Source organism: uncultured Gemella sp. (assembly GCF_963537375.1).
Lineage (GTDB): Bacteria > Bacillota > Bacilli > Staphylococcales > Gemellaceae > Gemella.
Genome location: NZ_CAUTDQ010000014.1, coordinates 13,576 through 37,309, shown reverse-complemented (window position 1 = coordinate 37,309; position 23,734 = coordinate 13,576). Strand labels below are relative to the sequence as shown.

At 29.1% G+C, this 23,734-nt stretch carries 21 protein-coding genes and 1 other annotated feature; of the genes, 5 read left to right on the top strand and 16 right to left on the bottom strand.

Features of this window, described 5'->3' with window-relative positions:
• Positions 1-8: 8 nt before the first annotated feature.
• From RYK99_RS04035 to RYK99_RS04020, 4 genes are all read right to left on the bottom strand, one after another.
• Positions 9-842, bottom strand: a complete 834-nt coding sequence (locus RYK99_RS04035) for a Cof-type HAD-IIB family hydrolase (protein ID WP_314990350.1) — start codon at positions 840-842, stop codon at positions 9-11.
• Positions 842-1,276, bottom strand: a complete 435-nt coding sequence (locus RYK99_RS04030; RefSeq protein ID WP_314990349.1) for a GtrA family protein — start codon at positions 1,274-1,276, stop codon at positions 842-844. Before RYK99_RS04030 ends, RYK99_RS04035 begins: the two co-directional genes overlap by 1 nt.
• Before the next feature lie 334 nt (positions 1,277-1,610).
• Complete coding sequence (locus RYK99_RS04025) at positions 1,611-3,176, bottom strand: peptide chain release factor 3 (RefSeq protein WP_314990347.1); 1,566 nt, start codon at positions 3,174-3,176, stop codon at positions 1,611-1,613.
• Positions 3,177-3,196: 20 nt separating this feature from the next.
• Positions 3,197-4,693, bottom strand: coding sequence for a UDP-N-acetylmuramoyl-L-alanyl-D-glutamate--2,6-diaminopimelate ligase (locus RYK99_RS04020; RefSeq protein ID WP_314990345.1), 1,497 nt, complete (start codon positions 4,691-4,693; stop codon positions 3,197-3,199).
• A gap of 236 nt (positions 4,694-4,929) precedes the next feature.
• Between RYK99_RS04020 and RYK99_RS04015 the strand changes: the two genes are divergently transcribed.
• The gene (locus RYK99_RS04015) at positions 4,930-6,093 is read left to right on the top strand and encodes an SAM-dependent methyltransferase (RefSeq protein ID WP_314990344.1); all 1,164 of its coding nucleotides are present in this window, start codon (positions 4,930-4,932) and stop codon (positions 6,091-6,093) included.
• A 52-nt stretch (positions 6,094-6,145) separates the two neighbouring features.
• On the opposite strand, the gene brnQ is transcribed toward RYK99_RS04015, so the two are convergent.
• From brnQ to RYK99_RS03955, 12 genes are all read right to left on the bottom strand, one after another.
• Positions 6,146-7,477: a branched-chain amino acid transport system II carrier protein gene (brnQ, locus tag RYK99_RS04010; protein WP_314990342.1), complete on the bottom strand. Its 1,332-nt coding sequence runs from the start codon at positions 7,475-7,477 to the stop codon at positions 6,146-6,148.
• A 161-nt stretch (positions 7,478-7,638) separates the two neighbouring features.
• Positions 7,639-8,940 carry an NCS2 family permease gene (locus RYK99_RS04005; RefSeq protein ID WP_003145806.1) on the bottom strand — a complete coding sequence of 434 codons (1,302 nt, stop codon included), beginning with the start codon at positions 8,938-8,940 and terminating at the stop codon, positions 7,639-7,641.
• A 306-nt stretch (positions 8,941-9,246) separates the two neighbouring features.
• Entirely contained in the window at positions 9,247-9,516 is a 270-nt protein-coding gene (locus tag RYK99_RS04000; protein WP_314990339.1) for a hypothetical protein, read from the bottom strand.
• Between the two features lie 180 nt (positions 9,517-9,696).
• Positions 9,697-10,416 carry an amino acid ABC transporter ATP-binding protein gene (locus RYK99_RS03995; protein WP_314990337.1) on the bottom strand — a complete coding sequence of 240 codons (720 nt, stop codon included), beginning with the start codon at positions 10,414-10,416 and terminating at the stop codon, positions 9,697-9,699.
• Between the two features lie 9 nt (positions 10,417-10,425).
• Positions 10,426-11,067, bottom strand: a complete 642-nt coding sequence (locus RYK99_RS03990) for an amino acid ABC transporter permease (protein ID WP_314990335.1) — start codon at positions 11,065-11,067, stop codon at positions 10,426-10,428.
• A gap of 19 nt (positions 11,068-11,086) precedes the next feature.
• Positions 11,087-11,908, bottom strand: a complete 822-nt coding sequence (locus RYK99_RS03985) for a transporter substrate-binding domain-containing protein (protein ID WP_314990333.1) — start codon at positions 11,906-11,908, stop codon at positions 11,087-11,089.
• Between the two features lie 216 nt (positions 11,909-12,124).
• Positions 12,125-12,320: a binding site (T-box leader), on the bottom strand.
• Positions 12,321-12,478: 158 nt separating this feature from the next.
• The gene (locus RYK99_RS03980) at positions 12,479-13,903 is read right to left on the bottom strand and encodes a leucyl aminopeptidase (protein WP_314990331.1); all 1,425 of its coding nucleotides are present in this window, start codon (positions 13,901-13,903) and stop codon (positions 12,479-12,481) included.
• Between the two features lie 33 nt (positions 13,904-13,936).
• On the bottom strand, positions 13,937-15,334 hold the full coding sequence (locus RYK99_RS03975; protein WP_314990327.1) for an FAD-dependent oxidoreductase: 1,398 nt from the start codon (positions 15,332-15,334) through the stop codon (positions 13,937-13,939).
• Between the two features lie 11 nt (positions 15,335-15,345).
• A complete protein-coding gene (locus tag RYK99_RS03970) occupies positions 15,346-16,584 on the bottom strand; it encodes an ABC transporter permease (protein WP_314990325.1) in 1,239 nt (412 codons plus the stop codon).
• Positions 16,577-17,320, bottom strand: a complete 744-nt coding sequence (locus RYK99_RS03965; protein ID WP_314990324.1) for an ABC transporter ATP-binding protein — start codon at positions 17,318-17,320, stop codon at positions 16,577-16,579. Before RYK99_RS03965 ends, RYK99_RS03970 begins: the two co-directional genes overlap by 8 nt.
• Entirely contained in the window at positions 17,298-17,909 is a 612-nt protein-coding gene (gene coaE, locus RYK99_RS03960; RefSeq protein WP_314990322.1) for a dephospho-CoA kinase, read from the bottom strand. The genes RYK99_RS03965 and coaE overlap by 23 nt, the downstream gene beginning before the upstream one ends.
• A 150-nt stretch (positions 17,910-18,059) precedes the next feature.
• Complete coding sequence (locus RYK99_RS03955) at positions 18,060-19,502, bottom strand: amino acid permease (protein WP_314990320.1); 1,443 nt, start codon at positions 19,500-19,502, stop codon at positions 18,060-18,062.
• Between the two features lie 373 nt (positions 19,503-19,875).
• On the opposite strand from RYK99_RS03955, the gene RYK99_RS03950 reads away from it, so the two are divergent.
• The 4 genes from RYK99_RS03950 to RYK99_RS03935 all read left to right on the top strand — a co-directional run bounded on the left by RYK99_RS03950 (position 19,876) and on the right by RYK99_RS03935 (position 23,704).
• Positions 19,876-21,003: an acyl-CoA dehydrogenase family protein gene (locus RYK99_RS03950; RefSeq protein ID WP_314990318.1), complete on the top strand. Its 1,128-nt coding sequence runs from the start codon at positions 19,876-19,878 to the stop codon at positions 21,001-21,003.
• A gap of 241 nt (positions 21,004-21,244) precedes the next feature.
• Positions 21,245-22,069: a PhnD/SsuA/transferrin family substrate-binding protein gene (locus RYK99_RS03945; protein ID WP_314990315.1), complete on the top strand. Its 825-nt coding sequence runs from the start codon at positions 21,245-21,247 to the stop codon at positions 22,067-22,069.
• A gap of 2 nt (positions 22,070-22,071) precedes the next feature.
• Positions 22,072-23,247, top strand: a complete 1,176-nt coding sequence (locus RYK99_RS03940) for a cobalamin-independent methionine synthase II family protein (RefSeq protein WP_314990313.1) — start codon at positions 22,072-22,074, stop codon at positions 23,245-23,247.
• The gene (locus RYK99_RS03935; RefSeq protein ID WP_314990311.1) at positions 23,240-23,704 is read left to right on the top strand and encodes an OsmC family protein; all 465 of its coding nucleotides are present in this window, start codon (positions 23,240-23,242) and stop codon (positions 23,702-23,704) included. Before RYK99_RS03940 ends, RYK99_RS03935 begins: the two co-directional genes overlap by 8 nt.
• The last annotated feature ends 30 nt before the right edge of the window (positions 23,705-23,734 follow it).

Below are 23,734 nucleotides of genomic sequence, written 5' to 3'. Positions count from 1 at the left end.
TCAAGTATTTATTTAATTTTTTTATAATAATCTTCTACATATTTAATGACAGAAAAATCATTATTGTTTCCGATAACTTCATCGCACATATTTTGAATTTCTTCCTTTGCATTACTTGGACAGACACTCCATCCTGCTACATCGAACATTTCTTTGTCATTAAAATTATCACCAAATACCACACAATCTTCAATCGGAGATTTGTAATATTCGGCTAGTTTTTCAATTGCAGTACCTTTGTTACATCCTTTCGGCATGATATCGAAGAAATTAGTCGCTGAAAATGTTCCATCAACTTCTAACACTTCACTAACCTTGTTAAAGAAATTCACCACTTTATCATGATCTTTTGCAATCATCATAATTTTTTGGCAATCTTCATTGTTTTTCTTAAGTTCACCAATGATATCTTCATGAATATACATCGGTGTTTTTAATTCCTCAGGCATATCCGCTTCTATACGTTTTATACGTGCCATGCTAAATGATAAATGTGTACAGTATATATAGTTTAACGTATAAACATGAAATTCTATCTCATCATCGTTTAATTCTTTAAACATACTATATATTTTTTCTATTTCTTCAATTTTAAAGCTTTTTTGATATACTATTTCACCCGTTAATAGATTTCTAATTAAACTTCCATTGTTAGAAATAACTACATCGTTCATTCCTAAGTTGTGATAATAATGTTTTACAGCAATATCAGGTCTTCCTGTGGCAATTATAAATTTACTTCCTTTATCTTGCAGTTTGACAATCACATCTTTTGCATTTGGTGCAACTTCTTTTTTATCATTCAAGAACGTTCCATCCATATCAGTAATAAACCATTTCATTAGTTATTTTTCTCCTTTGTGAAAACTAAAAATTTACTAATTACATAATTAGCAACAAGTACTACGAATTGAATAATAAATTTACTTAAATATGCATTCATTCCTAAGTAAATGAATAACTCAACTCCGAATACTTCTATAACAAGTGTAGATAATCTAGCTGTGAAGAATTTTGTAAGTTCATATAGAACTTTCTTAAATCCAGCAGCCTTAGAGTTAAATACGTATTTAGCATTAACAAAATATGCGAATAAAATAGATAATGTTATAGATATTAAATTCGCTGGTCTAACTTCCATCCCATAGTAATACAAAATAAAGTATGTAACTACATTTACAAGTGTCGTACAAACTCCAAAGAATATGTAATTTACTATACTCTTGTATTTAGGTTCTTTGTAAAAATCCAGCATTTTCTTTATTAAATTTCTCATGCTATCCTCTTTATATTAAAATTTTGCCAACACTTAATTATATACCTATAAGAAGTTTTTTTCAAATTTTTACATGTTAATTTCTAATTCAAGTTAGAATTACATTTTATATTCCTTTGAAATTCAATCACATTTCATTTTCAATGACTAAATGTAAAAAAAGAGAGGTTTTCAACCCCTCTTCCATCTTTAAACTTTCACCTTTGGTATATAGGTAGTGAAACACCTTCTTTATATTCTCAGTATATCAATTAATCTATTAGCTGTCAATAAAATTAACTAGTTTTAAATAAATTTGAAACTTCTAATTTATACACAACTTATTTTATTTAACCTACAGTTTACTGAAAAGCTTAACTTCCGGATATTTGTCACTAAACCAGTTCATCGCGAAGTCATTTTCGAATAAGAATACGTAGTTATCATATAAGTCTTTAACTAGGATACTTCTTGAACTTGACATGTTCTCATTGATTGAATCTTCATTTTCAATCCATCGAGTTGTTTTTTGTCCAATACGCTCCATTATAACTTCTGTATTATATTCATTTTTCATACGGTGCTCAAACACTTCAAATTGTAGTTGACCTACTGCTCCTAAAATGATTTGGTTTGTATGTAGAGTTTTATAGTATTGAATTGCTCCTTCTTGTACTAATTGCTCTACACCTTTGTGGAAATGTTTTTGTTTCAGCACGTTTTTAGCTGAAACTTTTACGAAAATTTCTGGTGTAAATGAAGGAAGCGCTTCGAATTCAACTTTTTTATTTTGATATAGTGTATCTCCTATTTGATAATTTCCACTATCGTAAAGACCAATAATATCTCCCGCATAAGCTACATCAACTGTAGCTTTATCATCTGCCATGAAGTTAGTTGAACGTGAAATTTTTAATTTTTTCCCAGTTCTTGCTAAGTTTACATCCATACCACGGTTGAATTCACCTGAACATACACGTAAGAATGCAATTCTATCACGGTGTTTAGGATCCATATTAGCTTGAATTTTAAAGATGAATCCTGAGAAGTCCTCTCCTGTTGGTTGAATATCCTCTTCATTAACTCCTCTACGACCCTTTGGTGTTGGAGCATTGTCCACATAATAATTTAAGAAACTTTCTACTCCAAATGATGATAATGCTGATCCGAAGAATACTGGAGTTTGTTCTCCTTTTAGTTGTTTTTCATAATCATAATCAACACCTGCTTCAGTAATAAGAATCATGTCTTCTACACATTTTTGATACATAGTATCTTGAGCAAGTGGATTATCATCTAGAATATTATACTCTTCATCTAATTCTACGAAATCACTATCTTCATTGAATGGTTCAATAAAATGATTTTTCCTATCCATAATTCCGAAGAAGTTTTGTCCCATACCTACTGGCAGGTTCATCGGATATGTTTCAATTTCTAATTTATCTTCAATCTCAGCTAATAATTCTAGTGGATCTTTAATTTCACGGTCAACTTTGTTGATGAATGTGAAAATTGGAATTCCACGCATACGACAAACTTTGAAAAGTTTTAATGTCTGTGCTTCAATACCTTTTGCTCCATCGATTACCATCACTGCACTGTCAACAGCCATAAGTGTACGATATGTATCTTCTGAGAAATCTTCGTGACCTGGAGTATCTAAAATATTAATAATTTTGTTATCATAGTCAAGTTGCATTACTGAAGATGTTACAGAGATACCACGTTGTTTCTCTATATCCATCCAGTCACTTTTTGCATATTTTCCTGTTTTCTTACCTTTTACCGTCCCTGCTTCACGAATTGCTCCACCGAATAAAAGTAATTTTTCTGTTAATGTAGTTTTACCAGCATCGGGGTGAGAGATAATGGCAAACGTTCTTCTTTTTTCTACTTGTTCTCTAATTTTTTCTACCACGTTATTTTCCTTTCAATTTTTTATTTTATATTAAATTTCTTTTTCGCTTCTTCTACAGCAACGATTGGATCTGAATGCCAAACTTTTTTACCACCTTGAAGAATTTCATAATCTTCACGCCCTTTTGAAGCTAAGATTACTACGTCTCCTGGTTCTGATAATTCAATTATGCGTTTAACCGCATCTGTTCTAAACCATACTTTTTCATAATTTTTATGAGTCATACCTTTTTCAATTGAACCCATAAGAACTTCTACATCTTCATCACGTGGGCTATCTGTAGTAATAACGACATAATCCGCTTCTGAGATAATTTCTCCAATTAATGGCCCTTTCGAAATATCTCGTCCACCACCCATTCCTGTTACCAGAAGGGTACGTTTTCCTTTTCTTATTTCTCTAGTTGCTTCTAATAATTTTTCATATCCATCTGGAGTATGAGCAAAGTCACTGATTATATCTATTGGTAAATCATCACCTAAAATTTCCATACGACCGTATAAAGCTCCTAGTTTTGGTAATATATTAACTAGTTGCTCTACACTATATCCTTTTACCCAAACAGCACTAAGTGCAGCAAGGACATTACTTACCATAAAGTCTCCTATATAATTAGTAGTACATTCAAAAGTACCTTCTGGAGATTTTAGTGTGAAACTTGTTTTATAGATTTTATCTTCTTTATATTGTTTAATATTATATGCATAAAAATCAGCAGTTTCATCTTTGATAGAATAATTAATTTCTTGTTGATATAAGCATTTAGAAATAATTTTATAATAACTATCATCTTTGTTCAACACACCAAACTTCGCTTCTGATAGGTTATTTCCTAATGTTGAGAATAGTAAACTCTTATCATAGGCATAAGTTTGCATATCTCCATGAAAATCTAGGTGTTCGTGTGTTAAGTTCGTAAATATTGCTACATCTATATCCACATTATAAATACGCCCTAAAGCCATTGCATGCGATGATGCTTCAAAAGCAAGATTCTTGATATTTTCATGACGTAACTCTCCGATTTGATTATGTAATGTTACTACATCAGGAGTTGTATTACCAAAATAAATCGGTTCATCATCATTTTTACCAAAACCATTAGTTCCAATATAAGCGCTACTTTCTCCTAGATTTCGTAGCATATTATGAACTAATGTAGAAATACTCGTCTTACCGTTTGTTCCTGTTACTGCAACTGTGTGAATATCAGCACCTTCATTAATCTTTTTAGCTATCATACTAGCAATTTTTTCAATTTCATGCTCTCTAACAACAAGAACAGCACAATTTTCTACATTATAATTTTCATAACGACTAGCTATTACTAAAGCCGCCCCTTGTTCAATAACTTTTTCTATAAAGTTGTGACCATCTACAGTATAACCTTTAATAGCGACAAATACATCCCCTTTTCCAATTTTTCGTGAATCTTGAGAAATGCTGTTAACACTATCTGGTAATTTTCCATAAATAGTTTTTATTTTTATATTATCAATAATATCTAAAATATTCATACTATCTACCTTTTTCTTATTTTCTAACTACTAAATTATACCACGCATACTAGTAATACTCAACCAACAACGGTAATTATTTTATTTTCACTAGTAATATTGATAATCTTTTTTTCTTTATTATTTAACGAATTTCTGTCGACGATCGACTTTATATTTCAGTTATGTTGATAATTAATAAAATCTAGTGTAATATATATAAGAAATCATTATTAAAGAAACTTTAAGGAGCAACGATGGAACACGAAATTATTTCCGAAATATTAGATCATATAGCTAATAACAATATTAATAAGATTACTTTTTCAAATATTCGTAATAAAGAATTAGAACTTGATAAAGTCATTGGTAAATTAGTTAATATTAAAAACTGTATTAATCTACAATTAGAATATCGTTATAAAAGAATAATAAAACATACGAACCTTGTTACCACTGATTCTGAAAGTATCGGAAAAGTCATTATTGAACTTTTCGAATTAGCAAAAGACATAAATATAGTTACTGTTGATGAAAATATAAATATTAAAGTATCTAAAAAGTTCAAAGTTAGTGTGAATAGAAAGAAAACGACTGCAAAAGCTGTCTCATTCGATCACAATAAGAAAAAAGAATATTTCCTAGACGAAAAACAAAAATATGACTTTTTAATCGAACTAGGTATACAAAATAAAGATGGTAAAGTTGTTAAAAGTAAATACAATAAATTTAAACAAATAAACAAATACCTTGAATTTATTAAACAAGCTACTGCTCAATTAGATTCTAATAAACAGATTACAATTTTAGATTTTGGTAGTGGTAAGAGTTACTTAACTTTTTCTACCTATTACTATTTAACTGAAGTTTTAAAAATGAATGTTAAAATCATTGGAATTGATCTAAAAAAAGAGGTCATTGAACACTGTAATAATATCGCTGAGAAACTTAATTTCAAAAATCTTAGTTTCATTTACGGTGATGTTATTGATTACGAAAATAAAGATGAGATAGATATGGTTATTAGTCTGCATGCATGTAATACTGCAACTGATATAGCTATACTAAAAGCTCTGGGTTGGAAGGCGAAAGTATTCTTCGCTGTACCATGTTGTCAAAAAGAAGTTAACGGACAACTTAACTCTGATTTCCTTCCATTCATGCTAAAACATGGAATTGTTAAAGAAAAATTCTCTACTCTCCTTACTGATTCAGTACGTAGTGAAGTTCTAGAAGCATTTGGATATAAATCTGATATAGTCGAGTTTATTTCAGCAGAAAATACACCAAAAAATCAACTTATCCGTGCTTATAAAATATCGGATAATATTAATAAAGATAAAATAGTTAATCTTGAAAAATTCACTTCATCATTAAATGTGAAGATGTTCTTACTAAAAGAAGTAAACAAACTTATATAAAAATAAAGCATTAGCTCTTGATTTCGAGCTAATGCTTTTAATATTCCTAAAATTACAGTTCACTAAAGTCGTAAACTTTACCTTTTTGTCTATTTGGTAATACCGCTGCAATTACTAAACAAATTAATGCAGGTACTAGCCATTCTAAACTTTGTGCTGCTAAAGGCAGTTTTGCGATTAAGTTACTGAATGAAGCAACTTTTAATTGACTTCCAATTACAGAAACAATAGAGATTAATGTCACTACTGCCATAGTTAGTTGCATTCCTAATTTTGATAGTGCAACGTATTTGTTAACAATAACGATTAATACTAAAGCTATTGTAATTGGGTATAAGAATAATAGCATTGGTACTGAGAATTGAATAACACTTTGTAATCCTACATTTGCAATTGCAAAACCTACAATTGTGAAGATAACAGCATAAACTTTGTATGAAAGTTGTGGGAATTTTTCGTTAAAGAATTCTGAAGTCGCAACGATCAATCCTACTGTTGTAGTGAAACATGTAAGAATTACCATAATTCCTAAGAAGACACTTCCATATGTTCCAAAAATTAAACGAGCTGATTCAGATAGTACGTATGCCCCTTTGTTAACTTTAGCATTAGCTAATACTTCTGCAGGTACTGCAAATCTATTACCTAATAATCCAAGTCCAACATATAGAATACTAAATCCAATTCCTGTTGCAATACCAGCGATCCATACACTAGATAAAAATTCTTTTTTATCTTTGAACCCTAATTGTTTTAATGCACTCATCGCGATGATACAGAACGCTACTGAAGCTAGAGCGTCAAGAGTATTATAACCTTCGATAAATCCAGTACCGAATGCTAATCCACTAGTTGCATATGTTTTAGCTGCTTCTCCTGTTGAATTAAATTTAGATACACCAAGAATTACTAAAACTACAATTAATAAAGCAAAGATAGGTGTTAAAACTTTCCCTACACTATTTAAAATCTTAGTTGGATTTACTGCTAATAAAAACGCACATAAGAAATAAATTACCGTAAAAATTAATAACCATGGTAACTTACTTTCAGCTACAACTGGAGCTACACCAATATCAAACGCAGTAGCTGCAGTTCTTGGAATCGCAAAAAGCGGTCCAATTGATAAATAAAGTAAAACTAAATATGTTGTTGAGAATAGCGGAGAAATTTTTTCATCCATTTCTGCCCCATAACCATTCGGATTAAGTGCACCTACGATAAGTGTAACGATAGCGATACCTACTCCAGATACAACAAATCCTAAAATTGCTGGCCAAAAATTTCCTCCTGCACTTACTCCAAGTGTTGGTGGAAAGATTAGGTTTCCAGCACCAAAAAAGATACCAAATAATAACAATCCAGTTAATAAACCTTTTTTCATATAAAATATTTTCCTTTCTTAAATTTATAATAGTATTATTATAATACTATACCTTTTAAAAAAAGGCAAATACTTTTTAAATAATAATATAACGTTTTCAGATAATAATGCGTATAAATTTGAAAACGGATTCGAAATTGAATTTCAAATCCGTTTTTTTATTATATATGTAACCAAAGAAGTTGGATAACAAATAATACTGCAAAAAGATACATTAATGGGTGAATATCTTTCCATTGCTTTTTAGAAAGTTTTAATACTACATAGAATATAAATCCAAATGCGATACCATCATTAATAGATCCAGTTAAAGGAATACCAATAATTGTAACAAATGCTGGGAATGCTTCTGTTATATCATTCCATTCTATCTTCGCAATACTTTCCATCATAAATGATCCAATGATAATTAACGCTGGAGAAGTAATCGCTGGAACTGCTGCTAAGCTACTTGCAAGCGGGAATAAGAAAATTGATATTACTACAAAGAAACTAGTAGATAATGCAGTAAGACCTGTACGACCTCCATTTGCTACCCCTGCTGATGATTCAATATAAGCTGAAGTTGGTGTACTACCAAATAACGATGCAGCTAATGTCGCGAATGAATCAGCTAATAATGCTTCTTTTGCTCTTTCCATTCTTCCATTTTTTACTAATCCTGCTTGTGTTGTTACTGCTACCATTGTTCCTGTAGTATCAAATAATGTAACCATTAGGAATGTAAATACTATTCCATATAATCCTAATTGTAAAGCATTAATACTTTCAGTAGCTGGATTATAAAGAAGACTTAAATCCATGTGAGGAATACCAAATACTTTTTCTACTTTTAACATTCCTGTAAAGTAAGAAATAATAGCAATAATTGCCATACCAATGAATATTGCTCCTTTAATCTCTAGAGCTAGAAGCACTAAAATAATAAATATACCTAAAATTGTCATATACGCCACTGGATTTTTTAAATCACCTAGTGAAAGGATTGTATGTGGGTTTGCAACAATTAAAGCTGAGTTTTTCAGTCCTAAAAATGCGATAAATAGACCAATCGCGGCTGAAATACCGTATTTTAAATTATTCGGAATAGAATCAATTAAACTCTCACGAAACTTAGTTGCTGATAAAATTACAAAAATTACAGCTCCCATAAAACATGTTGCTAATAATGTTTTATAATTATATCCTGATGTAGCTGCTAATGTTGCAAAATATGAGTTAATTCCCATACCTGGTGCTACTACTATAGGATAGTTCGCTGCTAATGCCATAATCAGAGTACCTACTAAAATTGCAATGATAGTAGCTGTAAATACTCTATCTAATGGAATACCTGCTGCTGATAAAACAGCTGGATTTACTACTAAAATATAACTCATAGAGAAAAATGTTATTAAACCAGATACAACTTCAGTTCTAGCATTCGTATTATTTTCTCTTAATTTAAAAAGACGTTCTAACATATTTAGAAAATTCTCCTTAGTTTTTATTAATGCCGAAGCACATAAATAATAATATATGTTTTAAAAATAAAAGTCAAGAGTTTTTTCGATATAAAGTTCATATTCTATAGTTTATTTTATATTTCAATCGTTTCAATTAACGGAATAATTATTTCTAAAACATAAAATTAATTTGTTTACATAAATTTATTTAAATAAATACGAACATTGACTTTTTTTAATCTATTAATGATTCGAGTTTAAAAAAATAAAATTCTTTAAACATAATACTTAGAGACACAGCATTTTGTTTAAAGAACTATATTTTTATTCTTCATTTTCAGGGATAACTCCCATTAATTTCAATAATTTATCCCATTCTAATAATAACTGTAGGGCATATAGCATTAAAAATAGATATATCATCTTTGTAATTGGGAAATCTTGATAATCTAAAAAGAAAAATCTCAGAAAAATTACAAATATTAATGACACCGTACATATTTTAAAATGTTTTTCCCCTGGTACTTTTACATTAAAAAATATAAGGAATATAGGAGTTAAGCTCCAGCTTATAAAACTTTCTAACACAGTCATAATTTCTCCTCCTTTAAAATAATTATCCTTAATAATTTAGAATAAATATATATACGTATTATATCATAGAGTTAACATAATTTAAAACGTTATCATGCTATTGAATACAAATCTAATCGAATTTTAGCTATTAAAATATCACTAAGAAATGCTTTTAATTTCTTAGTGATATTGTCTACATTATAATATTTTCGAGAAGAATTCTTTCGTTCTTTCTTCTTTTGGATTATCAAATATTTCTGATGGAGTTCCTTCTTCTAAAACTACTCCTCCATCCATAAATATTACTTTATCAGCAACTTCTTTTGCGAAGTTCATCTCATGAGTAACTATTAACATAGTTAATCCTTCTTCTGATAACTCCTTAATAACATCAAGTACTTCTTTTACCATTTCTGGATCTAACGCACTTGTTGGTTCGTCAAATAGTAACACTTCTGGTGAGTTGGCTAAGGCACGTGCAATTGCAACACGTTGTTTTTGTCCACCCGAAAGGCTATTTGGATAAACATCTTTTTTATCTTCTAAACCAACTCTTTTTAATAACTCAATTGCTTTTTTCTCAATATTTTCAGCAGTGTCATCACCGAATGTTTTTGGTGCAAGTGTAATATTTTCAAGTACACTCATATTCGGGAACAGGTTAAAGTTTTGAAATACCATTCCTACTTTTTTTCTATATTTATTAATATTTTGTTTAGTGATATCTTCACCATCATATAAAATTTGTCCACTCGTTGGAATTTCTAATAAGTTTACACAACGTAATGCTGTACTTTTTCCACTCCCACTTGAACCTAGAATTACAATTTTCTCCCCTTTTTCAACGTTGATATTTACACCTTTTAATACTTCTAATTTTCCGAATTTTTTATGTAAATCTTTTATTTGTAATAACAATTTTTTCACCTACTTCGTTAATTTTTTCTCTAAACGTTTTACTAATAATGATAATATTGATGTAATAATAAAGTATATTGCAGCTGCTACTAAGTATGGTCCAAATGTTTGGTATGTAGCATTTTTTACAGTGTTTGCTGTAAACATAATATCCGCTACCCCTACAAAGTAAACTATTGAAGATTCTTTAACTAATGAAATAAACTCATTACCTAAGGCTGGTAAACTATTTTTTAAAGCCTGTGGTAAAATAATTAATTTCATAGTTTGGAAATAACTAAGTCCTAATGAACGACCTGCTTCCATTTGACCTTTGTCGATTGCTAAGATTCCAGAACGGAATATTTCACTAACATATGCTCCTGAGTTAATTGAAAGAGCAATTATCGCTGACATAAATGGTGTAAATGAAATCCCAATTTCCGGTAATGCAAAATAGATAATCATAATTTGCACTAAAATTGGAGTATTTCTAATTACTTCTACATAAATTGCTGCTATTATATTAAGTACTTTAAACGTACTAATTTTTGCTAAACATATTACAATACCAAGTATTAATCCTACTAGTAAAGCTATAAGTGAAACTTTTAAAGTTGTTACCGTAGCTTCTAAATACGTTGTGTAATAATTTGGAAGAAAATCAAACATTCTATTTTATACCTCTCTTTTATTCGCTTTGTGCAGCAATTTTAGCATATTTATCAAGTTCTTTTTCAAATGCTTTTTGATCTTGAATTTCTTTAATTACTGCATTTACTTGTTCTAATAATTCTTTATTACTATCATTTTTTCCTTTTTTGAATGCTATTGCCATACCAGTTGCTTCTGGATCGTTATCAGCAGTAAATGTACTAATTTTGATATCTGTATATTTATTCATTGCGATTTTCGCTACATCATCTGGAATTAATACTGCATCAATTTTTTTGTTTTTAAGATCTTGAAGTAAACTTGGTACGTCAGTTAAAGCTTGGATATTTTTATCATCCATTTTCAGTTGTTCTTTAGCATAAGTTTCATAAGTTGAACCTTTTTGAACACCGATTTTTTTGTTTTTAAGATCATCTACTGATTTAATTTCTTCGCTATCTTTATTTACTACAAAAATACCTTTACTTGTGTAATAAACATCTGAGAAATCAACTGCTTTTTTTCTTTCCTCAGTTGGGTTAACACCTGAAATTACCATATCAACTTTGTTTGCATTTAAAGCAGCGATTAATGAATCGAAAGCCATTTGTTGAATTTCAACTTGAACACCTAATTTTTTAGAAACTTGTTCTGCTAAGTAAATATCAGCACCTACTACTTTTTTATTTCCATTTTCTGTTGTTAGAAATTCATATGGTGGATAGTCAGGTGATACTCCCAGTACTATTTTATTTTTTTCTTTAACTTCTTGTAATTTATTTTTTGTACTGCTGTTTGAGCATGCTGTTAATGTTATGACTGTTATGATTGATGTAATGAATAATAATAATTTTTTCATTGTCTTGTCTCCTTTTTCTTTATTATATTATATTTTTTAGAAAAGAACTAATTATAAATAAAAAATCTCTTTGTAGCCAGTTATCTAGCTACAAAGAGACGAATTTTCGCGGTGCCACTCTTTTTGGTATATGAATACTAAGAAAATACAGTCCATGGTCAGTATTATGGTACGAAGATAAATAAAAAAGTCTTTTTATAATTTCCTAAGAAACTATAAAAAGACGAAATCATTTCCGCGTTGCCACTTTTCTTGGTATTTAGTATACCCACTCAATCTCTTTAAGGCAGAGTTACCAATTATTTAATAATTGCCTAAAAAGTGCGTTCATCTAGAAAAATTACTAACCTCACACCAACGTTAGCTCGCTAAAAATTTTTTACCAAATTACTATTCTTTTCTAAGGTTTTGTTTTATTGTTAATTATTTTACACCTTTAGTATTTTCTTGTCAAGTAAAAATTTAAATTTTTAATATTATTTTTCTAATTTCTTTATCTATATCTCTTTTAGAAAAAGAAAGAACTCAAAGAATAGTTCCTTTCTTGAGTTCTTTCCAAATATCATTTAATTATTTATTTAATAAGTTATACAATGTTTTAACATGTACTCCTGTAGCACCTTTTGGAAGGTATTTTTCCGCTTTTGATAAATATGCTGTTCCAGCAATATCTAGGTGAATCCATGGAACATTATTCGCTACGAAGTTTTCTATGAATAATCCTGCAGTTATTGTTCCTCCAAGTCTTCCTCCTGTGTTTTTCACATCAGCTACAGAAGATTTATTTAATTCTCTGAAGCTATCATCAGCTGGCATTTGCCATACTCTTTCTCCAGCTTCTTTCGCAGCTTTATTTAGTTCGTTATAAAATTCTTGGTTGTTCGTTACTGCTCCTGTGTAGAATTCTGCCAACGCAACTAAACATGCACCTGTAAGTGTTGCCAAATCTATAACTTTATTTACTTTAAGTTTTTCAGTTGCATAATATACTGAATCAGCAAGAGTAATACGTCCTTCAGCATCTGTATTAGCTACTTCTACTGTTTTTCCTGATAGAGTAGAAATAACATCACCTGGTTTATATGATCCACCTGAAATCATATTTTCACAAGCTCCTACAATAGCAATAACATTTGTTTTTAATTTTCTTGTAGCAATTAGCTTCATTGTTCCAATTACTGTTCCTGCTCCACCCATGTCACAGTGCATAATGTCCATACTATTTGCTGTTTGTTTAATTGAATAACCACCTGTGTCATAAGTCACACCTTTACCAACTAAACCAACTACTTCATTTTCTTCTGGGTTATTTAAATACTTCATAACGATAAATCTTGGTTTTTTATCTGAAGCGCGCCCTACAGCTAACAATCCTTTTAGTCCTAATTCTTCACATTGTTTTTCATCGTATACTTCTACTTCAACACCTAAAGCTGTTAATTCCTTACTTGCAATATTAGCAAGTGTTTCAGGGTATAGATATTCTGCTCTTTCGTTAACTAAATCACGAGCAAAAAATACACCGCCAATTATATCACATGCTTCACTAACTACTTCTTCTATATTTTCTAACTGTTCTTCAGTAGTTAAATTAATAGTAATTTCTGGGAAGTCTTTTCTATCAGATTTATACTTATCAAATTTATATGTTGCGTGTAAAGATCCTTCTACTGCTGCATTCACTAAATTTTTAGTAGGTATATTTTCTACTTTTGGTAAAGTAACTTGAACTTCAAATTCTTTATTTTTGGCTAAAACTTTAACTAGTTTAAAAAATGCCTCACGCACTTGATCTTCTTTTAATTCATCACGTTTTCCTAAACCTATTAATATTTCTTTTTCTCCATTATATGGTAAATTTACAAATATTTCATTAAGTTTTCCTTTAAATAATTCTTTCCCTTTTGTATATTCTAAAAGTTCGTTATTATAATTTTCATCTTCAAATATTGGTGTTACAATTACACCTTCTAATTTATTAGTATTAAATTTCATCTTAATTTACCTCGTACTTTGTACGGCCCTTCTTTATATTCTTTCTAATATTTCTTTTGCTATTTCTTTAGCTTCTAATACTGTGTTTTCTAAAGTTGTTCCTTTTTTTGATTTACCTATAATAAAAACATTTGAATATTCTTTTTTCATATATTCATTGAATTCATTAATGTTTTTATTATAATTTTTACAACAAAAACGATAGTTATCTTTTACTTTACTAACATAGTACTTATTTACATTTCCTACTACACCATGAACTTTAATTATTTCTTTTTCAACAATTTCTTTAATTTCACTATCGCTTTTTTCTATAAGTTTTTTTACCGCTTCTTCTCTACTGATATATGCTCTAACAATTTGAATTCCGCTCATTTTTATATCAATCCATTTATTACTTACGTATTCTAGCTTCGTAACATATTCACTTTCATTTTTCGGAAAAATTATTTCTCCAATTTCACGATTTATGTGTAAGTCATCTCTCTTATAAATAAGCGTAACTACTATATTAGAAACATATTTCATATCAGAATAAAATTCAATTATTTTCTCGTCATCATTAAACCACGGTAGGAAATTTTTTTGATTCAATGTTAATATTATATAGTCATAGTAGTAAATACTACCATTTGAATGAACTAAATATTTATCTCCTCTTTTTTCAATTTTTTCGACTTTTCTATTTAGTTCTAGAAATACTTTGTCTGAAAAATTTGATTCTAGAGTTTCTATAAATGATTTCAATGTGAATTTCAAGCGATATTCTGCTCCTACAGTAATATTATCAATTACATTTCTATCATACATCTCTTCAAGTACTTTGTTGATATCTTCTTTTTGAATCGTTAAAAATGATAATTCCGGCATCAAACTTACCATACTTTGTTTAGAAATATCACTAGCATAATAACTTGTCAATAGTGGTTCTATTAGTTTAACATAGATTTTTTCATTAACTATAGCTCTAAAAAACTCTTCAACTGTTAACTCTTTAATATCCTCGTCTTCTAAAGTATTATACATATTATATAAAATAGATAACTTTTCTTTAAAAGTAAATAAATCAGACATTAACAATTCTCTTTTATCAAGTGGAAGACCATATAGCATTTTTTCTGGTAAATACTTTATTCCCTCTTTTGTAAAAAATACCTTTTTTGTTGCTCCACTCTTTATTAAATATCTATGTAAACCTAATTCTATCATTAAATAAAACAAAACTCCTTGTTCACTAATAGAATTGTGCCATCCATTATCATAAATCTCTTGTCCAAGCTGAAACTTTCCGAATCTATCATTTGCAAATTCTAAATCTCTCTCGATTAGATCAATATTAAACTTTTTTGAGTTTACTCCTGAGAGTTTATCAAGAAAATAAGCACAACTTACTCCTGATAAGTCTCCTCCTATTATTGCTATATTTTTCATAATCTATCCTTCTACTTCACTTTTCCAATAAATATTTTAGATATTATATTAGCTATAACTACTGAACCAATTATTACTAAGATGTTCATTGTGCTAAAACTAGATAATAATATAGATACTACCGCTAATAACAATGTAGTTACTATCATGACACTAGTTAATAATTGTTTATAGCTTTTTATTTTAATATCTTCACTTACTGGTAAAATACTATGCCAAATATTATTACTCATTTGCTTGTACAATGGAACTAGCTGAATTATTGTTAAATAACTGTATGAAATTATTGCTAAACCACTAACATATGTATTTTTAAAACTAAAAATAACTAGAGCGGCTAAGAGCATTAGTCTTAACGCTAGATAGACTGTATTTTCTTGTCTTAAAAATACTCTATAGTAATAATATTTAAAACTATTTTCTTTTTTGAAATTATCTTTTGTTAATTTTGGTAATAGTATATCAAAATACTTTCTTCTAGCAACTTTTACACCACTTAATGGAACATCAACAAACATATTTACAAACTTTAAATAGCTTTCCATACGATGTTTGTCATAATCTGCTGCTTGATTCCAATTCACAACATATTTTTCTTGATCTCTAGCATCTAGTTTATTCCCAGCATTTTTCATAATATAATATGTAAATACTGCTAATACAATTATACTTATTAAGTAAATAATACGAATAACAATGTTATCAAAAAACACTACTAACAACTGGATAAAGATTACAATGAACATTAATAATTTAGTCCAAATTATCTCTTTATAGTGAATGACTTGGAAGTATTTTAATAAATTGTTCCAAATTAATACTATTAATAACATACAAATACTTAGTCTATCTATATTACCGATAAGATTAGTAATTGGTTTGGTAACAAAATAAAATATCACACTAGCTATTATATGGATTACTGTACTATTTATTACAGTTTTTAATCCTACTTTTCTATAATATTTTTCTAATGGTAATAAAAATACCGCATCCGCTTCTTTAATATGAGTTTTAATTTTTGAACTTACTAAATAATAACTAAAGGCAACAGTCGCTGCTATGTAAACTGAGTATAATTCTACTTTACTTGCAATAGCAATCCATTTCGAATAATTTATAAGTGCTGCTCCTAAAACTATAATAAGAAACATTATAAGGTGCGAATTAAAAATGTACTTACTATAGGTTAACTTTAACTCTTGCTCTTTCTTTCGTCTGTCAGAAAAAATATTTTCTATATTACTCATTATTTCCTCGCACTGTTAATGATAAATATATTTCATCTAAAGACGCACCTGCCATATTAAATTCTGCTCTTAATTGTTCTAAATTACCATTTGCTAAAATTTTTCCTTCGTGAATTATTACAAAGTTATCACAATATTTTTCTGCTGTTGCAAGAATATGCGTAGACATTAAAATACTTGCTCCAGCATCCCTTCTTTCACACATCAAGTTAATTAAATCATTTATTGCAATAGGATCTAATCCTAAAAAAGGTTCATCAATTATGTATAGATTTGGTTCTACTAGAAAAGCACAAATTATCATAACTTTTTGTTTCATACCTTTTGAAAAATGAACAGGGAAGAACTTTTTCTTATCTTTTAATTTAAATAGTTCTAATAATTTTTCAGCTCTTTTCCATGTTTCTTCCAAATTCAATCCATAAGCCATTGCTGTAAGATTAATATGTTCTTCTAAGGTAAGTTCTTCATATAAAACGGGTGATTCTGGTATATAACTGATACTTTTTCTATATTTTTCATTATTTCCAGTAATTGTTATTCCATTAACTTTTATTTCACCTTCCATAGGTCTAAGTAAACCTAAAATATGTTTAATTGTTGTACTCTTACCAGCCCCATTAAGACCTATTAATGCTGTTATGCTTCCCTTAGGTATTTGGATATTAACATTATCTATTATTTTTCTTCTATTATACCCTCCACCTAAGTTACTAATTTCTAATACATTCGTCATTTTTTATTACTCCTCTCTCTAACTCGTCTAATATCAAATCTATTTGTCCATATGTTTCTTCTTTAGTGTTACTATTATTAATTACATAGTCACCCAGCTTTGATTTATCTTTTGAGCTCATTTGGCTTTTTATTCTACTCATCGCTGAATCAAGAGAAAGTGAATTTCGATTCATCAATCTTGTTAATTGTTCTTTTTCATTTATATGAACCACTAATATCTTTTCAACTAAATCTTCAAATCCAGCTTCAAACAAGAGTGCTATATCTAAAAAAACTAATCGTTCATCGCTATGTTTTTCTTGTAATTGTAAAATTTGTTTTCTTATATAAGGATGCACAATACTATTAAGTATTTTTAAATTTTCCTCATTACCAAAGACTAATTTCCCTAATTTTTCACGGCTTATCTCATTGTTCTCAATAATCCTTAAACCAAAACTTTTCTCAAGTTTTTCTCTTACTTCATCACTAGTTAATGCAGTATGACCTAATTTATCAGCATCAATTATAGTATATCCTTTATCCTTCAGATAATTTGATACTGTACTTTTTCCACATGCAATACTACCTGTAATTCCTATATTCAAAATATCAACTCCATTAAGTTTCTTATGTACAATTTTATCATAAACCGTAATCATTTACCACATTTTACGAATCAATAAAAAAATATAACACATAAAAATTACTCTCTCTACCATTGTTTAATCCTTAGATAGAGAGAGTAAATATTAATATTATTTTTCTTTATATGGATGAATATCCATTTCCTCAAGTTTTACAAATTTTCGTTTTGTAACTACTTTAAATGTTAAATACATTAGTACACCGATCGCTGGACAAACTAAGTTATACGACATTTTTACAAAACCACCAGTTGCATAATCTGAAACTAATTGAAGTAAAATTATTGTTGCAAATGATATTAACGCAATGTAAGAACCTACAATTCCTGTTTTTGATGTATATGGTAATACATCCTCAGCTTTTTTTCCTTGTTTAGCAATTGCCTTACGTAGACGAATTTGCGAAATTAATGAGACCATCCAAATAATCATTACTATAATTCCTACCATTGATAATAACATATAGTAACCACTTGGATTAAGTTTTTCAAAAATGAAACAAAGAATCATAAATAGTGCCGATACTGTTAAAGCAAATACAGGAATTGAATTACTATTTAATTTCTTAAATACTTTTGGTCCGTAATCATGTGAACTTAATGAGAATAATTGTCTACTTGAAACATACATACCTGAGTTTGCAGCTGATAATACTGATGTTAAGATTACGGCATTCATAATTACTGCCGCTATTTCTAATCCAATATTTTGAAAAACAATTGTAAATGGAGAAGCCGTTACATTGTTTGTATCTAATAACCTTGGATCATTTGCTGAAACTATTGAAGATATAATTATCATCGTAGCTATGTAGAATATTAAAATTCTCCAAAACACTTGTCTTACTGCTTTTGGCATTGTTTCTTTTGGATTTGGAGATTCACCAGCTGTAACAGCTACTACCTCAGTTCCTCCAAATGAAAATGCTGCTGTAGATAATACCCCAAATAAACCTAAAGCTCCTGCACTACTTGTTTTTTCTCCATTTTGGATGAATGTATGAATACCAGCTTCACTATTTCCAGTAGCACCAAAAATAATTGCAGCACCAACTAATAAGAATGCAACAACAGTCATTACTTTGATTATTGTTATCCAATATTCAACTTCTCCGAAAACTTTAACACTTACTAAGTTTAATAAATATAATAATACTAAAAATACAATACAAATAGAAAATGTTGAAAACTGTCTGAAGAATTCCCAATAATGTAGTATTTTTGATAATGTGATAATATCTACACTAGCTACTAAAATCCATAGAATCCAGAATAACCAACCTACTCCAAAACCTACCCCTGGATCAATAAAACGCGTTGCATAGGCTCCAAAAGAACCAGAAACAGGATAAAATGTCGCTAATTCTCCTATAGAAGCCATTAAAAAGTAGATAATAACTCCAATCAATGCATAAGTAATAACCGCTCCATAAGAACCTGCTTTACTTACAACTGCTCCACTTGCCATAAATAATCCTGTACCTATACATCCGCCTATAGCAATCATACTAATATGACGAGCTTGTAATTTTCTTTCCATTTTAGAATCTGTCATTTTCTTCATCCTTTCTTATAATATATTATAACTATATAAGTAATGATTATACTAGAATATTTATATTTTGTAAATAATTTTCTGAAATTTTATTATTATTTTTTAAAAATTTAAGAGAACATTCCAATTAACTTCGATTAATTGATAACGGATATCATTTAATAGAATTTTATTTTATATTCTAGAATATAATATTTTTGTTGAAATGTTTACAGTTTATATCGCCAATTTTCACAATAATTCAATTTATTTTTAAAAAAGTATTTGATTACAGTTATTATTATATCAAAAGTTAAAGCATTTACAGACTTTCACTTTAGCTATATAATTTTTTGTAGAAAGCACTATTCTATTAATATTAGGAGGCATTATTATGACAACATTTTATAACGAAGCTAGGGAATTTGCAAAAAAATATATTGACCCTATTGCTAAAGAAATTGATGAACAAGAAAGATTTCCAGAAGAAGTTTTTAGAGAATTAGGTAAAGCTGGATATTTCAAACTTATGATTCCAAGAGAACTTGGTGGACTAGGAAAAGATATGCAAGAACATGCAGATACTTGTCGTGCATTTGCTAAATCTAGTGCGACAGTTGGTCTATGTTACATGATGCATAACGTTGCTTTAAATTGTGTACTTTCATATGCTGATGATAATCTTAAATCAAAAATTTGTAAAGATATTGTAGAAAATGAAAAATTTATGGCTCTTGCATACAGTGAATTAGGAACTGGAACTCACTTCTACATTTCTGATGTTAAAACTGAATTCAAAGATAGTTCTGTAATTTTTAATGGACTAAAAAGTATGGTTACTTCTGCTGAATTTGCTTCTTACTACTTAGTACTTACTCCTTCTAATGTTGAAGGTGGTATTGATAACTGGGTATTCCCATTAGATTCTAAAGGTCTAGAATTCAAACCTTCTACTTGGCATGGTTTAGGTATGCGTGGAAATGTTTCATGTCAAATGGCAATTAATGATGTTGAATTAGATAAAGAACTACGTATAGGTAAAGCCGGCTCTGGAGTTGATCAAGTATTCACGATTGTTGCCACATACTTCATTACAGGACTTGCTGCCGTTTATAGTGGATTGTGTGAAGCTATTCTAGATGAAGCAGTAGCTCATACTACAAACAGAAAATATCCTGATGGAAAATCATTAAGTGAGATTGAAACTGTTCAAATTCATCTAGCAAAAATTTACAGTCAAACAAATGCTGCTGTTTTAGGAACAAATGAAGCAGCTCGTAGTTTCTTAGCTAAAGAAAGTGACATGTTAGCAAAAATTTTATCAGCTAGAATTTTCGCTAGTGAAGCTGCTATTGAATTAGCTCGTCTTGGTATGCGTGTTGGTGGTGGTAAAGCTTATAACCGTGTTGGAAATATGGAACGTTACTTAAGAGATGCTTTCGCAAGTCATATTATGGCACCGAGTGTTGACGTACTTACAATTTGGTTAGGAAAAGCAATTACTGGGCAACAATTACCATAATAATTACTAATGAAATCAAATTTTTAAGGGATTAACCCAAAAGTCTTAGATTTTAAAAAAAGTTTATAAGAATACTTATAGACGAAGTGGTTTATTAATATCTAAATTCGCTTTATAAAAGCTTTTTAGATATTTAATAAACTTTGCGGGGTGACTCGTCAAAATCGATTTCTACGAAATCACGATTTTTGAGTCACTCCCTTTATTTAAAAATTACAAATAAGAAAAGAGGAATAATATTATGTCAAAATTAAAAGTTGGAGCTGTAATCTATGATCCAAAAGTAACTGTAATTTGGGGAATTATTGCAAAATTCTTTGAGGATGAAAACTTTCCTATTGAACCCGTTTATTATAAAGACTATAAAACACAAGTAGACGGTCTTTTATCTCGAGAAATTGATGTTGCATGGAATTCACCATTAGCTTGGTTAGATACTTATCTACGTACTAATGGGACTTCTCTTAATGGCTCTATGCGTGATACCGATCGTGATCGCAGTTCTTATTTAGTAGTAAAATCAAACAAAAATATTGAATCAATTAACGATTTAAAAGGTAAAACAATTGGATTTGGTGCTATCGATTCACCACAAGCAAGATTAATTCCAATCAATCATCTTCACAAAAATGGATTAGAATTTGAAAAAGATTATATAGAAAAACGTTTTGATATTGGAGTTGGTCTTCATGGAGATCATGTTGGTGGAGAACTCGATTCTGCTATTGCTTTAAAAAATGATGAGGTTGATGCTACATGGATGTTAGATTTAAACTACAAAGCTTGGATAGCTGATGGAACTTTAGATGAAAATCAAGTTAATATTCTCTCAAAAACTGATTTCTTTGATCATTGTATATTCTCTGGACATCCTGAATTAGAAGTAACTATATTCGAAAAATTCATAGAAGTATTACATAAAATGGACTATAATAACCCATCTCACAAAGAGATGATGGATATGGAAGGATTAAAAGAATGGATTTCAGGTCGTACATCTGGATTTAAACAACTTACTGAAGCAAATGAGTATTTAAACTTTTTTAGAGAGTTCCATGGAGAATAATTATGACTATTTCATCTTTCTCAATTTCTCTTCTAGGTAGTATGCCTAGAAGTAAAAAACTATTAACTGCGAAGAGAAAATTAAATAAAGGTAAGCTTGATATTTCTTTATACAAAGAAATTTTAGATGAAGAAACAAAATACTTAATAAATCTACAAGAAAATAATAATATTGATATTATAACTAATGGTGAATTAAGTCGTGATAATTACGTTTCATTTATAGCTGAAAAACTTAACGGTGTTACTATGATGAGTATGGCTGATATGTTTGACTACATTGAGGATAAGCAAGGCTTTGAGCAAATATTAGAAATATTAGATGTACCTGCTATTAGTATCAAAAATGCAATTTGTACTGGTAAAGTTGAATATAATAAACCTCTGGTAGCAGATGAAATGATTGAATTAAAAAAATTAACATCAAAAAAAATTAAAGCTACATTGCCAGGGCCATATTTAATAACTCGTTCTATGTGGCTACCTACTCTTTCAAAAAAATACTATGAAAGTAAGGATACACTTGGAGAAGATGTAATAAAAGTTTTAAAACAAGAAATTGATGCTTTAGTCGACATAGGCGTTGATGTAGTTCAATTTGACGAACCTGTATTAACTGAAGTAGTATTTTCTGAGGGAAAAACAAGATCTTTCATGTGTGCAGCACTTTCTGAAAAAAAAGATCCTACTGAAGAATTAAAATTTGCTACAAAATTGATAAAATCTATCATCTCCTATGCTAAAGAGAAAGGCATATTAGCATCTCTACATGTATGTCGTGGAAATTGGAGTCGGGATGAAAGCATACTTCTTACCGGTCCTTATACTCCACTCTTACCATTATTTGAAGAAGCTTTGCCTAATATATTAACACTTGAATTCTCAACACCTCGAGCGGGAGAAATTTCATCTTTATTTAGTAGTAAGATAATTAGAGAAAATTGTATACTTGGCCTTGGTGTAATGAACCCTAGAACTGATACTATTAAGCCATTGGAAGATATTCTTACAAGAGTTGAAGAAGTTTTACAATTTATTCCAAAAGAAAGAATTTGGTTAAATCCTGACTGTGGTTTTGCAACCTTCGCTAATAGACCCGTTAGCACTATGGACATAATAAATAAAAAATTATCTCGTCTAAATGAAGCTAAAATCATATTGAGGAAACTATATGAGTAATCTATACGAATCTAATAATTATGATTTAACTTTTAGAGGAATTTTATCAAATAATATATTTAAGATGTACACTAATAATGATATTATAAATATATCTAGTGAAATTAGTTTTGATATTAATGCTGATTATGCAAGCAGTATTAATTATTTTGCAGCTTCTATCTTAGGCGGAATTTCCCATAGTATTGTATCACAAAGCAAACAACATAATATTGATATTGAAGAACTTGAAGGAAAAATACATCTTAATTTAAAAAATCCACTTTCTCTAATCGGTGTTAAAGGATACAACGAAGAACCTAAAATAGAATCTTGTGATATTACATATTATTTATATGCTGATTTTGATGAACATGGTTTACTAAAATTTTGTAATACTTCTCTTAATAAATCATTTATATACAACACACTAAAACATGTAATCAACTTTGATATAAAATTTATTTTAATAGAATAAACTGTTAAAACATCCTGATAAAATTTTTTA

Coding starts and splice junctions, on each gene's coding strand:
- brnQ (WP_314990342.1), bottom strand. CDS start 7,477: ATGAAAAAAGGTTTATTAACTGGATTGTTATTATTTGGTATCTTTTTT.
- RYK99_RS04020 (WP_314990345.1), bottom strand. CDS start 4,693: ATGAATATTTTAGATATTATTGATAATATAAAAATAAAAACTATTTAT.
- RYK99_RS03970 (WP_314990325.1), bottom strand. CDS start 16,584: ATGAGTAATATAGAAAATATTTTTTCTGACAGACGAAAGAAAGAGCAA.
- RYK99_RS04030 (WP_314990349.1), bottom strand. CDS start 1,276: ATGAGAAATTTAATAAAGAAAATGCTGGATTTTTACAAAGAACCTAAA.
- RYK99_RS04000 (WP_314990339.1), bottom strand. CDS start 9,516: ATGACTGTGTTAGAAAGTTTTATAAGCTGGAGCTTAACTCCTATATTC.
- RYK99_RS03940 (WP_314990313.1), top strand. CDS start 22,072: ATGACTATTTCATCTTTCTCAATTTCTCTTCTAGGTAGTATGCCTAGA.
- RYK99_RS03990 (WP_314990335.1), bottom strand. CDS start 11,067: ATGTTTGATTTTCTTCCAAATTATTACACAACGTATTTAGAAGCTACG.
- RYK99_RS03935 (WP_314990311.1), top strand. CDS start 23,240: ATGAGTAATCTATACGAATCTAATAATTATGATTTAACTTTTAGAGGA.
- RYK99_RS03950 (WP_314990318.1), top strand. CDS start 19,876: ATGACAACATTTTATAACGAAGCTAGGGAATTTGCAAAAAAATATATT.
- RYK99_RS03955 (WP_314990320.1), bottom strand. CDS start 19,502: ATGACAGATTCTAAAATGGAAAGAAAATTACAAGCTCGTCATATTAGT.
- RYK99_RS04035 (WP_314990350.1), bottom strand. CDS start 842: ATGAAATGGTTTATTACTGATATGGATGGAACGTTCTTGAATGATAAA.
- RYK99_RS03985 (WP_314990333.1), bottom strand. CDS start 11,908: ATGAAAAAATTATTATTATTCATTACATCAATCATAACAGTCATAACA.
- RYK99_RS04015 (WP_314990344.1), top strand. CDS start 4,930: ATGGAACACGAAATTATTTCCGAAATATTAGATCATATAGCTAATAAC.
- RYK99_RS03975 (WP_314990327.1), bottom strand. CDS start 15,334: ATGAAAAATATAGCAATAATAGGAGGAGACTTATCAGGAGTAAGTTGT.
- RYK99_RS03945 (WP_314990315.1), top strand. CDS start 21,245: ATGTCAAAATTAAAAGTTGGAGCTGTAATCTATGATCCAAAAGTAACT.
- RYK99_RS03965 (WP_314990324.1), bottom strand. CDS start 17,320: ATGACGAATGTATTAGAAATTAGTAACTTAGGTGGAGGGTATAATAGA.
- RYK99_RS04005 (WP_003145806.1), bottom strand. CDS start 8,940: ATGTTAGAACGTCTTTTTAAATTAAGAGAAAATAATACGAATGCTAGA.
- RYK99_RS03980 (WP_314990331.1), bottom strand. CDS start 13,903: ATGAAATTTAATACTAATAAATTAGAAGGTGTAATTGTAACACCAATA.